Origin of the sequence: Yersinia sp. J1, assembly GCF_050586585.1 — a bacterium.
In the GTDB taxonomy this organism is placed as follows: Bacteria; Pseudomonadota; Gammaproteobacteria; order Enterobacterales; family Enterobacteriaceae; genus Yersinia; species Yersinia entomophaga.
The window spans coordinates 43,464-56,511 of record NZ_JBOBDP010000019.1 but is presented as its reverse complement, the minus strand read 5'-3'; the positions used below and the strand labels follow the sequence as shown (position 1 = coordinate 56,511).

Below are 13,048 nucleotides of genomic sequence, written 5' to 3'. Positions count from 1 at the left end.
AACCACTCAACCACTCAACCACTCAACCACTCAACCACTCAACCACTCAACCACTCAACCACTTAACCACTTAACCACTTAACCACTTAACCACTTAACCACTCAACGACTTAACCACTCAACGACTTAACCACTCAACGACTTAGTCATTCAGCCAACCATCTGTCGCTCGATTATTATGGGCTGCGTTGCGGTTTAATTTATTAAACCTGAACATCAGGTTGCTCCAATTGATGATGTCCCATTCTTTGCTTTTAGGGCTGTAAAGCTAACGCTCGAGTTAATACTGAATTTTGAGTGGAATAACGGCATCAAGAATATTCGCATTGCGAATTAATGGCGTTGATAAATGTTCATTAGAACAGATTTTTAATAGTTTGATTCGTCGCTGAAACCTTTCAATCATCCCTCGTTGACTTTTTATCGTTGTATTAATTAGGTTTTTAACCAGAAATTCAGATTTTGTGAAGTCAGTAATATTTTTTCATAGTTATGTGCACATTGTCATATTTTGGCTAAATACCTTTTTTTTCAATTGATAATTCGCGTCGCGAAAAATAGTCTGTGTTTAGCAAATAATGCTAACGAGGATTATCCCTCACTATTTCTTTACCCAGATGGGTTTTATTTCAGCGGAACCTGTGAGCAGTGGTGAACACAAGGCAACGCTATTTACTTGTGATGTCAAAGAGGAATTTTTTCATATGGTTACGCACTGTGCTAAACGTAAAACGTTAGCGCTCGCAGTCGCGGGCGCGGTGTTAGGGACTGGGTTCATGATAGCGCCGGAGGCGCAAGCTGAAGGTTTTATCGATGATTCATCACTTACTGGTGGTGTTTACTATTGGCAGCGCCAACGTGATCGTAAGGACCTAACGCCTGACAGTGCGGACTACGGCAAATATGTCGCCAACCTGCATCACTCGACTTTTAACGCCAATCTGGATTTCTCTTCTGGCTACGCCGCTGACATGTTCGGTATCGACCTGGCGGCCTTCGGTGCCGTAGAGATGACCAACAGCGGCCCGGCGGCACCAAACGAAATCGGCTTCAGTGATGCGAAAAGCCGTTGGGATGAAAAATGGACCGGTGACACCAGCGGTGTGAGCCTGTATAAAGCCGCCGCGAAATTCAAGTTTGGCGATTACTGGGCGCAGGGCGGTTACATTCAACCAAAAGGTCAAAGCTTACTGGCTCCGCACTGGAGCTTTATGCCGGGCACCTACCGTGGTGCTGAAGGTGGCGCGAAGTTTGATTTCGACACCGCCGGTGCGCTCTCCATGTCTTACATGTGGACCGACGAATACAAAGCGCCTTGGTATCGCAATATGTACAACTTCCGTCAGGCTGATGGCTTGACCGGCGTGAGCTACCTACACTCCTTCGGTGCTAAATACGACTTCAAAAACAAACTGGTTATGGAAGCGGCGTTTGGTCAAGCAAAAGACTACATGGATCAGTATTTTGCTAAAGCCTCTTATGCCTTCCCGGTTGCAGGTAACGATCTGCGAACGTCTTACCAGTTCTACGGGGCTAAAGACAAAGTTGACGGCGGCGCAAGCAACCCTAACGACGTTTACGACGGTCTGGCATGGTTGCAGGCGCTGACCTTCGGTTATACCACCGGGCCATTTGACCTGCGTCTGGAAGGTACCTGGGCCAAGGCTGAAGGCAATCAGGGCTACTTCCTGCAACGTATGACTCCGGGCTATGCCAGCTCCAATGGTCGTTTGGACGTGTGGTGGGATTCCCGCTCCGACTTTAACGCCAACGGCGAAAAAGCAGTATTTGCTGGCGTAATGTATGACCTGGTTAATTGGAATATGGCTGGTTGGTCTGTCGGTACCTCCTATGCTTACGGCTGGGATGCAAAACCAAGCTCTAATCCAGTGTTCGATCAGAATACTCGTTTAAAAGAGTCTGCATGGAACTTCGACGTGCTGTACACCTTGCAGGAAGGCCGAGCCAAAGGGACATTATTCAAACTGCATTACACCATGTATGACAACCACACCAATATCCCGAGCTACGGCGGTGGTTTTGGCAACATCTTCCAGGATGAGAAAGACATTAAATTTATCGTGATCGCGCCGTTCACCATCTTCTAACTGTCGGCCCCGGCGGAGTCGTCGGGGCGCATAACGGAGTCTGTGTCATGAAAAAACTGATAGGTGTGGTTGCCGTTGTTCTGGGATTGAGCGCCTGTGTTCAGCAAGCGCCGGTACAGCCGGAAGATTCGAAACTGAAACAAGCTTACAGTGCTTGTATCAATGCCAGTGAAGGGTCGCCAGAAAGGCTGATTCCTTGCAAAGCGGTGTTAAACGTATTGAAGCAGGAAAAAGCCCACCAGACCTTTGCTGAGAAAGAAAACGTTCGCGTATTGGATTACCAACGTTGTCTGGATGCCGAACAGACGGGCAACGGTCAGGCTTATGCCGCTCAGTGCGGAAAGCTATGGCAGGAAATACGTAACAATAATTAAGGATGGATGAGGTGAGTCATGAATAAATTCAAACTAAGTGCTTTGGCTGCGTTAACAGCAACTTTTGGTTTGATGGGGGCGGCGCAAGCCAGCCCCGCCGACCAACAGGTTGTCGACCAACTAAGCCAGCTTAAGGTTAATTTCAAAATAAAAGATAACCGAGCCGCAGATAATGGAACGGATTGTGCCGCGTTGGGAGCTGACTGGGCCTCTTGTAACAAAACACTGATTACTCTGACCAACGCCGGGGATGAGATTCAGGGTAAAGATTGGGCGCTGTATTTCCATAATGTGCGTCAGGTGCTGGCGGTGGGTAACGATCAGTTCAAAATTACCCATTTGACCGGCGATCTGCATAAAATCGAGCCAACCGATAAGTTCAGCGGTTTTCCGGCCAATAAAGCAGTGGAAATCCCGATCACAGGTGAATACTGGCAGCTATTCGAAACCGACTTTATGCCGCGCTGGTACGCCACTTCTGGCGATGCGCAGCCAAAAGTTCTGGCTAGTACTGACACCGAAGATATCGATCAATTCCTGACGCGCTTCACTGGGGATCAATGGAAGCGTACCAAGGACGATAATAACGTTCTGATGACGCCTGAATCCCGTTTTGTTAAGAACGAAAGTCTGAAAACCCTGCCGGCAGAAAGCCTGCGTGGGCAGATTATTCCAACGCCGATGAGCGTCAAAGTTCATAACGCTGATGTCGATCTGAGCAAAGGCGTGGCGCTGGAGTTGAGTGCTTTACCAAAACCTGCGGCAGACGCAGCGCAGCAACGCTTTGAAATGCTGGGTGTGAATGTTAATGCGGCGGGCTACCCGATAACGACTATGATTCAGCCGAGTGATTTTAAAGGCGATCTGGCCGTTGCTGGTGCTTATGAACTGAAGATTGGCGAGCAGGGCGCGCAGGTAATTGGTTTCGATCAAACCGGCGTGTTTTACGGTTTACAGTCAATCCTGTCGCTGATTCCGTCCGATGGCAGTAAGAAAATTGCTACTCTGGATGCCAAAGATGCACCGCGCTTTGAATATCGCGCGCTGTTCCTTGATGTCGGCCGTAACTTTAAAACCAAGGATGCGGTACTGCGTTTGTTGGACCAAACGTCCGCTTACAAGCTAAACAAATTCCACTTCCATCTTAGCGATGATGAAGGCTGGCGCATAGAAATTCCGGGCTTACCGGAGCTGACCGAAGTGGGAAGCAAGCGTTGCCACGATCTCAGCGAAAATGCCTGTTTATTGCCACAGTTAGGTTCAGGCCCGGATAGCAATAATCTGGGAAGCGGGCACTTTAGCCGTCAGGATTACATCGATATCCTGAAATATGCCAAAGCGCGCCAGATTGAAGTGATTCCCGAAATCGATATGCCTGCTCACGCCCGTGCTGCGGTCGTTTCGATGGAAGCTCGCTATAACAATCTGATGAAGCAGGGTAAAGAAGCAGAAGCCAATGAATTCCGCCTGCTGGACCCGACGGATGATTCCAATACGACTTCAGTTCAGTTCTATGAGCGTAAAAGCTACCTGAATCCCTGCCTGGATTCTTCCAAACGCTTTGTGGATAAAGTGATTGGCGAAATGGCTCAGATGCATAAAGAAGCGGGTATGCCGCTGCAAACCTGGCACTTTGGCGGAGATGAGGCGAAAAATATCCGTTTGGGCGCGGGTTTCCAGGATAAAAACGGCAAGATTGAGCCGGGCAAGGGCATTATCGATCAGAGCATCGAAGATAAACCTTGGGCGAAGTCTCAGGTTTGTCAGGACATGGTTAAGCAAGGAAAAATTGAGGACGTGGAACACCTCGCTAGCCACTTTGCGATAGAAGTGAGCAAGTTGGTTAATGCGCACGGTATTGAGAAAATGCAGGCCTGGCAGGATGGTTTGAAAAACGCCAAAGATGCCAAAGCTTTCGCTACCAAACGCGTAGGTGTGAACTTCTGGGATACCCTGTATTGGGGCGGAGCCGATTCGGTGAACGATTGGGCGAATAAAGGCTATGAAGTCATCGCTTCTAACCCAGACTATGTTTACTTCGATATGCCTTATGAAGTGAACCCGCGTGAGCGGGGCTATTACTGGGCAACTCGTTTTACCGATGAAGCTAAGGTATTCAGTTTTGCGCCAAATAACATGCCGCAGAACGCTGAAACCTCCGTTGACCGCGATGGTAACCATTTCAGCGCCAAGAGTGATAAGCCTTGGCCGGGTGTTCACGGTATTTCAGGTCAGTCGTGGAATGAAACTGTACGTACCGACGATCAAATGGAATACATGATGTTCCCACGAGCGCTGCCGTTGGCAGAACGTGCTTGGCATCGCGCACCTTGGGAGCAGGATTATAAAGCGGGCCGCGAGTACAAAGGTGGAGAAACCCATCATGTGGATACTCAGGCGTTAAGTGCCGATTGGCAGCGTTTTGCCAATATTATGGGTCAGCGCGAGTTGGCAAAACTGGATAAGGCCGGTATCTCGTATCGCCTGCCAGTGCCGGGAGCGCGTGTTCAGGGCGGCTTATTGGAGGCTAACGTTAGCCTGCCGGGGCTGACCATAGAATACTCCGTTGACGGTGGTCAGCAATGGCAGAAATACGATATCAAAAACCAGCCGAAGGTCAGTGGCGAAGTGATGATTCGTTCTGCCAGTCCGGACGGTAAGCGCAACAGTCGTGCTGAAGTCGTTAGCGCAACTTTGTAATTATCCGTCTAGTTGTAGTATCGGCCCTGAGCAATTGGGGCCAAATTAAGCTGTTGTTAAACTGAGTGTTATTAAGCTGAGTGTTGTGAAATCGAGTTTTTGCGAAATTGAGTGTTATTAAGCTGTGTCTAGTTATCTCCTGTTTAAGTTGAGTTGATGGTAATTTCCCCGGTGCCCCCGGGGTTTTTTTTTGCCTGTTATTTAGTGTAATTATTTGCGAACGTTTTTAGTCGCTGAGCCTTATTTTAGATAAAGATGACTTAGGCCCAAAATAATTGAAATTTAATCTGTTTATTTGAACGCTAAATAACAATAGGCGGAGAAGGAAAATAGATTTATGAGGAGTAAAAAAAAGACCACGCATTTTCCAAGTGTATTTTACGACTTAGAGAAGGGTGGTCTGATACTCGGATCTGATGAATCAGATCTTATTTTTTGTCGTGCAAAGTCTCATCTTCACGGCAATCGCCGCCTTCACAGTGACCGTATAAATACAGGCTGTGATTCGTCAGCTTGATACCGTGCTGAGTTGCGATTTCACGTTGGCGGACTTCAATGGATTCATCGCTGAACTCGATCACTTTGCCACAATCCAGGCAAATCAGGTGATCGTGATGATGCTGTTGGGTCAGTTCAAAGACAGACTTGCCACCTTCGAAATTATGGCGGGTGACAATACCGGCGTCGTCAAACTGGTTAAGTACGCGGTAAACCGTGGCCAGACCAATCTCTTCACCCATATCGATCAGCTTTTTATAAAGATCTTCCGCACTGACGTGATGGCAATCTGGCTTTTGCAGCACTTCCAAAATCTTCAGGCGCGGAAGCGTTACCTTAAGGCCAGCGTTCTTTAATGCTCTGTTGTTGTCAGTCATGCGGATTCAGTCCTGTTACTTTGTTATTCAAATTGAGGCTGTTCAGCCTATGACATCGGTAGGCACAAAAATATAATTGCGTCTCATTATAGAACCGGTAGCTCAAAATGAAAACCGTAGGTTATTAACAAAGATATAATTGCACACTTTGCAAGATTAATCATGCAGCGTATTGATGAACGGGGAGAACAGATAGCCCTAGTGTACAGTGATGGCGACGGAACTTACAAATTTAAAACTGTTTAGTTTCGTTAACGCCTTATTATCATCTATTTTTGTGGGGTTTTTGCCGCACATTTACGCACCAGAATGGAGAACCATGCCCTGATCGCAAACCAGGCAATTCAGGGCATGTTAGGCAGATTAACCCACGATATCTGACAGACTCAGTTCTTCGCTGATTTGTTTTACCCAAGCTTCAACGCGTTCGTTGGTCAGCTCTGGTTGACGGTCTTCATCGATAGCCAAGCCGATAAAGTGATCGTCATCCGCCAGACCTTTTGACGCTTCGAAATGGTAGCCTGCGGTTGGCCAATGACCGACAATGGCTGCGCCACGCGGTTCGATGATGTCACGTACTGTGCCCATGGCATCACAGAAATATTCCGCATAGTCTTCCTGATCGCCACAGCCAAACAGGGCAACCAGCTTGCCATTGAAATCGATCTCTTCCAGCGTTGGGAAGAAATCATCCCAATCACACTGTGCTTCGCCGTAGTACCAGGTTGGGATCCCGATCAGCAAAATATCGAATTGCTCTAAATCTTCTTTGCTGCTTTTGGCAATGTCGTGAACCTCTGCAACGTCTTTGCCCAGTAGCTTTTGGATCATCTTGGCAATGTTTTCGGTATTGCCTGTGTCGCTGCCAAAGAAAATGCCTACAGTTGCCATATGAAATTTATACCTTTGAATTCAATTAGTTACGTTAGTTGTGGAGCCTGCTGCTCCACAATATAACACATTTTTCATCGTGCTTGTGGAAAGCGCCTTTTTGCTGAGGCTGACTCATCTGATTTTATTAACAGGCTGATTGCTAAGCCATTGTTTCAAAAAAGAGTCATCAGGGACTACGCAGGTGACTAAATCCTTAATAGAAATAAGGAATTAAGTCCTCAGACTGACTATTTCCAATAGGCCGTCATCATGCCAGAAAACATCTCTCTGCTTATATCAAGTTTATGCGATATAAAATTTTCATCTACCGCTCAACCTTGGCAGACGATTGCCGATAACCGAATTGAAACCCGCGGGTTTCGATTGCGGTGCCAAGGAGGGCCTTGTCAAATCGATTTTTGATGAGGAAGGAGAAGTCGTTGGCTGTATGGAACGTCCTAAATCGCTTTTCGGTCATCAAACTCCACCAGAATTTTGTGGCAACAATCCGACAATAAATAGAAAAGGAACGAACATGCAGTTTTTGAAAAATATCACCATCAGGGCAGCGTTACTTTGGGTTCTCGGGGCATTTAGCTTGCTCTGGGGCGGAGTTTCAGCTTATACATTATTATCACTCAATGAGTTAACTCAAGCCTCAAACGCGAATAGCGTTTTGGTCGATAACATCAGCTTGGTCAATCAGGGAACCGATCAGTATTTCCGTATGGTGACCCGATTGAGTCGTTCAGTGGATTATCGTCTGGCAGGGAATAGCGCAGATGCCGATCGTGAGCTGAAATCCTCCAATCTGGCCTTGGATAGCCTGAAAAAGAACTTGGCACAGTTTAAATCTATCGATCATGCGCAGCTCAGCCCGGTATTGGTTGAGGATGTTATTTCTAACTGGAATGCCCTGATTGCCCAAGGGGTGGAACCACTGTATCAAGCGGCTATGGCCGGTGATAATACTGCTTACCAGCTGTTGTCCAAGCAAACGGTACCAGCCTTAAGCCGTCAGTATGGCGCGTCATCCGAGGCATTCAGTAAAACTGCATCGGCAGAAATCGGCGTGGTGAAGGAGCAATTTGCTCATCTTACCAAGGTAAGCAGCGTTACGCTGGTTTCGGCGCTGGTGATTGGTCTGTTGATATTACTGGCGACGGATCGCTTTTTGGTGGCAAATCTGGTGCGTCCGCTCAATATGATGCGCGACCATTTCAAAGTGATTGCCTCCGGTCAGCTGGGACAACCCATTGTCGATTTTGGGCGCAACTGTGTCGGCCAGTTATTCCCACTATTGCGGGATGTGCAGACCAGTTTGGCCAACACCGTTAGCGCAATCCGCGACAGCACCGACAGTATTTATCATGGTGCATCTGAGATTTCTGCGGGTAATACCGATTTGTCTTCCCGTACCGAACAGCAGGCCGCGGCATTAGAAGAAACCGCAGCCAGCATGGAGCAGCTCACGGCGACGGTGAAACACAACGCAGATAATGCTCATCACGCCAGCCAATTGGCGGCGACGGCATCATCTACGGCGAAAAAGGGTGGCTCTCTGGTTTCTGACGTAGTGCATACTATGGCCGATATCTCTGCCAGTTCGAAGAAAATCGCCGAAATTACCACAGTGATTAACAGTATTGCTTTTCAAACCAATATTCTGGCTCTGAATGCGGCGGTTGAAGCGGCCAGAGCCGGTGAGCAAGGGCGCGGCTTTGCCGTGGTTGCCAGCGAAGTGCGCAATTTGGCACAGCGCAGTGCTCAGGCGGCGAAGGAAATCGAAGGGTTAATCACCGAATCGGTCAATCGTGTCACCAGCGGCTCTGCGCAGGTTGAAAGCGCTGGCAATACCATGGACGAAATTGTGCGCTCTATTACTAACGTTACGGATCTGATGGGCGAAATCGCGTCGGCTTCTGATGAGCAAAGTAAAGGAATCAGTCAGGTCGGTCAGGCCGTGGCCGAAATGGATAGCGTGACACAACAAAACGCCGCGTTGGTGCAGGAAGCATCACGGGCTGCCGCTTCACTGGAAGATCAGGCTGCTAAGTTGAATCAAGCGGTGGCGGTATTTAAATTGAAGGATGACAAGGTAACACCGGCGGCTAAAACCAGGGTAAACCCGGTGAAAGCGCCGACGACCCAGCGCGTGGACAATAACGCGAATTGGGAAACCTTTTAACTAACCAGTGCCATAACATTGAAAGAGTAAATATGGAGTGGCGTAATGAAACACGCCACTCCAGCGTAGTCACCGACGGCATTATAGCCCTGCCTGATCCTTAGCCAACTGGGCAAGCAGCATTTGCTCAATCAGTTCGCTACGGCTGATGTTACGTTGCTCTGCAAGGCTATTGAGAGCATCGACCGCATCTGCATTAATCTTCAGTTCCACGCGCCGTAAGCCACGTACTTTATCGCGCCGTAGTTGATTTCGCTTATTAATTCTAAGCTGTTCATCACGGGATAATGGGTTTGTTTTCGGGCGCCCCGGACGGCGTTCATCTGCGAACAGATCCAGCGTCGTGCGATCCGTTTGTTCTTTTGCCATAGGTAGCGGTACTACAAGGGATTCACATCAGAAAGCGTTTTAGCTTTTCCAGATGATTTGGTTAACACGTTTCAGACCAAAATAACCGGGCTGAATTTGCATTTGTCCCCCGGCACGGCCTGAGTATTACGGCTGAACGCGGCGGCAAAATTATAGCGCGCCATAATACCCTAGCCAATGAAGTGCCGACAATGACTAACTGCAATTAGATCAGGCTAATTCGTTATTTTTTGCACAATTTTTCCACAGGAAATACATTTCTTTTCCCCAGGGTACAAATTTTAAACAACAGTATTAGCCTCGCACTTTATTCCGCGTCGAGAAAACGGTGGATAGCACGTAATACCGCCTGGGGTTTTTCCGCATGGACCCAATGCCCGCAGCCGGAAATAACATGAGCGCGAGCCTGCGGGAACTGACGGGCAATTTCATCTCGGTAACTGTCCTGAATATAAGGCGACAATTCGCCACGAATAAACAGAATAGGATGCGACCAAGGCGGAACAGGCTGCCAGCCGACAATATTTTCATATTGATTCCACAGCGCCTGTACGTCAAAACGCCATTCTCCAGCCTGAAATGATTTCAGCAGGAATTGAATCACACCTTCTTCTTTTATGATTTCCCGCATGATTTTTGCCGCATCCTGACGTTGGGTCACGCCGGCTTCGGTCACGGCGTTGAGCGCAGCGAAAATCTGATCGTGGCGTCGGGTTTGATAATCGATCGGTGCAATATCAATGGCGACCAGTTTATCAATGCGATCCGGCGCAAGAGCCGTTAGCGCCATTGCCACTTTTCCGCCCATGGAATGGCCGATAATAATGGCTTTTTCTATGGTTAAATGATCGAGTAATTCCAGAACGTCCTGCGCCATCGCCGGGTAGTTCATTTGCGGGGAACGAGGAGATAAACCATGATCCCGCAGATCGATTTGCACTACGGTATGGGTCTGTTGCAGGTCGCGAGCCAGCACGCCGAGGTTATCAAGGTTGCCAAACAAGCCGTGGATCAGCAGGATAGGGAGATTATTAGTCGGAGAATGTGCGCTTTGTAAGCGAAAGTTCAATTTCATGGCGAAGTTCATACAGAGAGATATTGTGGTTAGGGTATCATGACTGGATGATGGTGTGCTGCTCCGGAATGACGCGGATTATCAGAACAAAGTTGAATAACGATCTATTCAGGCTTTTCATCGCCAGATCCGTTATGGCGCTATTCGCCAGCCAGCTTTGACTTTATAATCCTTGGATATGAATAAAGAAAGTAGAAAAACAGTACTGGATAAAGATGAAAACTATTGAAGTCGACGAAGAGCTTTATCGTTATATTGCCAGCCATACGCAGCATATCGGCGAGAGTGCGTCCGATATTTTACGGCGCATGTTGAAATTTACCGCTGGGCAACCGGTACGTACTGTTCCTGCGGGCGAAGTCGCCAAGACGCCGGTGGCGGTAGTGCCTGGTCCGCGAGATCGCGTGCGCGCGCTGCGAGAACTGCTGCTTTCCGATGAATATGCCGAGCAAAACAAAGCGGTTAACCGTTTTATGCTGGTGTTATCTACACTTTATACCTTGGATGCAGCGGAATTTGCGGCGGCAACGGAGTCACTGCACGGCCGGACCCGCACCTATTTTGCCGGTGATCAACAAACGCTGCTGCAAAATGGCACTCATACCAAGCCAAAACACGTTCCTGGAACGCCATATTGGGTGATTACCAATACCAATACCGAGCGTAAGCGCAGCATGGTTCAGCATATTATGCTGGCGATGCAGTTCCCGCCGGATTTGACCGAAAAAGTGTGTGGGACTATCTAATTCACATCTATTGCCTCTTTCCGTTGGCTACAGGCTGCGCGGAAGGAGTTTTTTAGCTAATTAGGAGTAGTGACAGTGGCTTATCATCCTCGTGCCGGGCAACCTACCCGCCAAAGCGATTTGATTAACGTTGCTCAACTGACGTCGCAATATTATGTGCTGCGCCCAGATGCTGAAAATCCGGCTCACGGGGTAAAATTTGGTACCTCTGGGCACCGTGGCAGTTCTTTGCGTCACAGTTTCAACGAAGACCATATTCTGGCTATTGCTCAGGCGATTGCCGAAGTGCGCCATCAACACGGCATTACCGGCCCGTGCTACGTAGGTAAAGATACCCACGCACTGTCAGAACCGGCAATTATTTCGGTGTTGGAAGTGCTAACCGCCAACGGCGTTGACGTGGTGGTTCAGACAGACAATGGCTTTACGCCGACTCCGGCTATTTCCCACGCCATTTTGACCTATAACCGTCAGAATAAAACGCTGGCAGACGGCATTGTCATTACGCCTTCTCATAATCCGCCGGAAGACGGTGGTATTAAATACAATCCGCCTAACGGTGGGCCTGCGGATACCAATCTGACTTCGGTGATTGAAAAGCGTGCCAACCAGTTACTGGCCGAAAAGCTGGCTGGAGTGAAGCGTCAATCGTTGGATAAAGCCTGGCGTGGCAATCGTCTGCGTCAGCAGGATTTGATTCAGCCTTACGTCGAAGGTTTGGTTGACGTGGTTGATATGCCAGCTATTCAGCGTGCCGGTTTGAAACTGGGCGTCGATCCGCTAGGCGGTTCAGGTATTGCTTACTGGCAGCGAATTGGCGAGCACTACAAGCTGGATTTAACGCTGGTTAATGATTCTATCGATCAGACTTTCCGCTTTATGCATTTGGATCACGATGGCGTAATTCGCATGGATTGTTCGTCAGAGTGCGCTATGGCAGGCTTGCTGGCGCTGCGCGACAAGTTCGATTTAGCCTTTGCCAACGACCCGGATTACGACCGTCACGGGATTGTCACTCCGTCAGGTTTGATGAATCCGAACCATTATCTGGCGGTGGCCATTAACTACCTGTTCCAGCATCGTCCGCGCTGGGGGGCAGAGGTCGCGGTAGGTAAAACGCTGGTTTCCAGCGCGATGATTGACCGCGTAGTGGCTGATTTAGGCCGCAAACTGGTGGAAGTGCCGGTGGGCTTTAAATGGTTCGTCGAAGGTTTGCATAACGGTAGCTTTGGTTTCGGTGGCGAAGAAAGCGCCGGTGCCTCTTTCCTGCGTTTCGATGGCACGCCGTGGTCTACGGACAAAGACGGTATTATCATGTGTCTGCTTGCTGCTGAAATTACCGCCGTGACCGGTGAGAACCCGCAGCACCATTATAACGATCTGGCTAAACGTTTCGGCGCGCCAAGTTACAATCGCATTCAGGCACCGGCGACTCAGGCAGAAAAAAATGCTTTATCCAAACTGTCGCCGGAAATGGTCACGGCCAGCACGCTGGCGGGTGATCCAATCACCGCACGTCTGACCGCAGCGCCGGGCAATGGGGCGTCTATCGGTGGCCTGAAAGTGATGACCGACAACGGCTGGTTTGCCGCTCGTCCATCTGGCACCGAAGAAGCTTACAAAATCTATTGTGAAAGTTTCCTGGGCGCAGAGCATCGCGAAAAAATTGAGAAAGAAGCCGTTGATATTGTGAGTGAAGTATTGGCTGGCGCGAAGAAATAGCCTTTAAGTTTCTCGCAA

At 48.8% G+C, this 13,048-nt stretch carries 10 protein-coding genes; 6 read left to right on the top strand and 4 right to left on the bottom strand.

The window, feature by feature from the left end; translation table 11 throughout:
- Positions 1-704 precede the first annotated feature (704 nt).
- From chiP to ACQ4OC_RS17675, 3 genes are read left to right on the top strand one after another with little or no spacing between them, the layout of a single operon-like run.
- Entirely contained in the window at positions 705-2,108 is a 1,404-nt protein-coding gene (chiP, locus tag ACQ4OC_RS17685; RefSeq protein ID WP_064518193.1) for a chitoporin ChiP, read from the top strand.
- A gap of 47 nt (positions 2,109-2,155) precedes the next feature.
- Positions 2,156-2,482 carry a ChiQ/YbfN family lipoprotein gene (chiQ, locus tag ACQ4OC_RS17680; protein ID WP_064512473.1) on the top strand — a complete coding sequence of 109 codons (327 nt, stop codon included), beginning with the start codon at positions 2,156-2,158 and terminating at the stop codon, positions 2,480-2,482.
- Between the two features lie 18 nt (positions 2,483-2,500).
- A complete protein-coding gene (locus ACQ4OC_RS17675; RefSeq protein WP_430971463.1) occupies positions 2,501-5,182 on the top strand; it encodes a beta-N-acetylhexosaminidase in 2,682 nt (893 codons plus the stop codon).
- A gap of 428 nt (positions 5,183-5,610) precedes the next feature.
- On the opposite strand, the gene fur is transcribed toward ACQ4OC_RS17675, so the two are convergent.
- Entirely contained in the window at positions 5,611-6,057 is a 447-nt protein-coding gene (gene fur, locus ACQ4OC_RS17670; protein ID WP_049596760.1) for a ferric iron uptake transcriptional regulator, read from the bottom strand.
- A 363-nt stretch (positions 6,058-6,420) separates the two neighbouring features.
- Positions 6,421-6,948 (bottom strand): flavodoxin FldA, encoded by a 528-nt coding sequence (gene fldA / locus ACQ4OC_RS17665; protein WP_064512477.1) that lies wholly within the window; start codon positions 6,946-6,948, stop codon positions 6,421-6,423.
- Positions 6,949-7,465: 517 nt separating this feature from the next.
- Here fldA and ACQ4OC_RS17660 point away from each other — a divergent pair.
- Positions 7,466-9,118 carry a methyl-accepting chemotaxis protein gene (locus tag ACQ4OC_RS17660; RefSeq protein ID WP_064512479.1) on the top strand — a complete coding sequence of 551 codons (1,653 nt, stop codon included), beginning with the start codon at positions 7,466-7,468 and terminating at the stop codon, positions 9,116-9,118.
- A gap of 81 nt (positions 9,119-9,199) precedes the next feature.
- Here the strand turns inward: ACQ4OC_RS17660 and ybfE are convergent, their stop codons facing one another.
- Together ybfE and ybfF are read right to left on the bottom strand one after the other, a co-directional pair.
- Positions 9,200-9,487, bottom strand: coding sequence for a LexA regulated protein (gene ybfE / locus ACQ4OC_RS17655; RefSeq protein WP_049596757.1), 288 nt, complete (start codon positions 9,485-9,487; stop codon positions 9,200-9,202).
- Positions 9,488-9,794: 307 nt separating this feature from the next.
- Entirely contained in the window at positions 9,795-10,562 is a 768-nt protein-coding gene (gene ybfF, locus ACQ4OC_RS17650) for an esterase (protein WP_064512481.1), read from the bottom strand.
- A gap of 215 nt (positions 10,563-10,777) precedes the next feature.
- Between ybfF and seqA the strand changes: the two genes are divergently transcribed.
- Complete coding sequence (gene seqA / locus ACQ4OC_RS17645) at positions 10,778-11,308, top strand: replication initiation negative regulator SeqA (protein ID WP_064512482.1); 531 nt, start codon at positions 10,778-10,780, stop codon at positions 11,306-11,308.
- A gap of 75 nt (positions 11,309-11,383) precedes the next feature.
- Positions 11,384-13,030, top strand: a complete 1,647-nt coding sequence (gene pgm / locus ACQ4OC_RS17640; RefSeq protein ID WP_064512483.1) for a phosphoglucomutase (alpha-D-glucose-1,6-bisphosphate-dependent) — start codon at positions 11,384-11,386, stop codon at positions 13,028-13,030.
- Positions 13,031-13,048: the final 18 nt, after the last annotated feature.

Coding starts and splice junctions, on each gene's coding strand:
- chiP (WP_064518193.1), top strand. CDS start 705: ATGGTTACGCACTGTGCTAAACGTAAAACGTTAGCGCTCGCAGTCGCG.
- chiQ (WP_064512473.1), top strand. CDS start 2,156: ATGAAAAAACTGATAGGTGTGGTTGCCGTTGTTCTGGGATTGAGCGCC.
- ACQ4OC_RS17675 (WP_430971463.1), top strand. CDS start 2,501: ATGAATAAATTCAAACTAAGTGCTTTGGCTGCGTTAACAGCAACTTTT.
- fur (WP_049596760.1), bottom strand. CDS start 6,057: ATGACTGACAACAACAGAGCATTAAAGAACGCTGGCCTTAAGGTAACG.
- fldA (WP_064512477.1), bottom strand. CDS start 6,948: ATGGCAACTGTAGGCATTTTCTTTGGCAGCGACACAGGCAATACCGAA.
- ACQ4OC_RS17660 (WP_064512479.1), top strand. CDS start 7,466: ATGCAGTTTTTGAAAAATATCACCATCAGGGCAGCGTTACTTTGGGTT.
- ybfE (WP_049596757.1), bottom strand. CDS start 9,487: ATGGCAAAAGAACAAACGGATCGCACGACGCTGGATCTGTTCGCAGAT.
- ybfF (WP_064512481.1), bottom strand. CDS start 10,562: ATGAAATTGAACTTTCGCTTACAAAGCGCACATTCTCCGACTAATAAT.
- seqA (WP_064512482.1), top strand. CDS start 10,778: ATGAAAACTATTGAAGTCGACGAAGAGCTTTATCGTTATATTGCCAGC.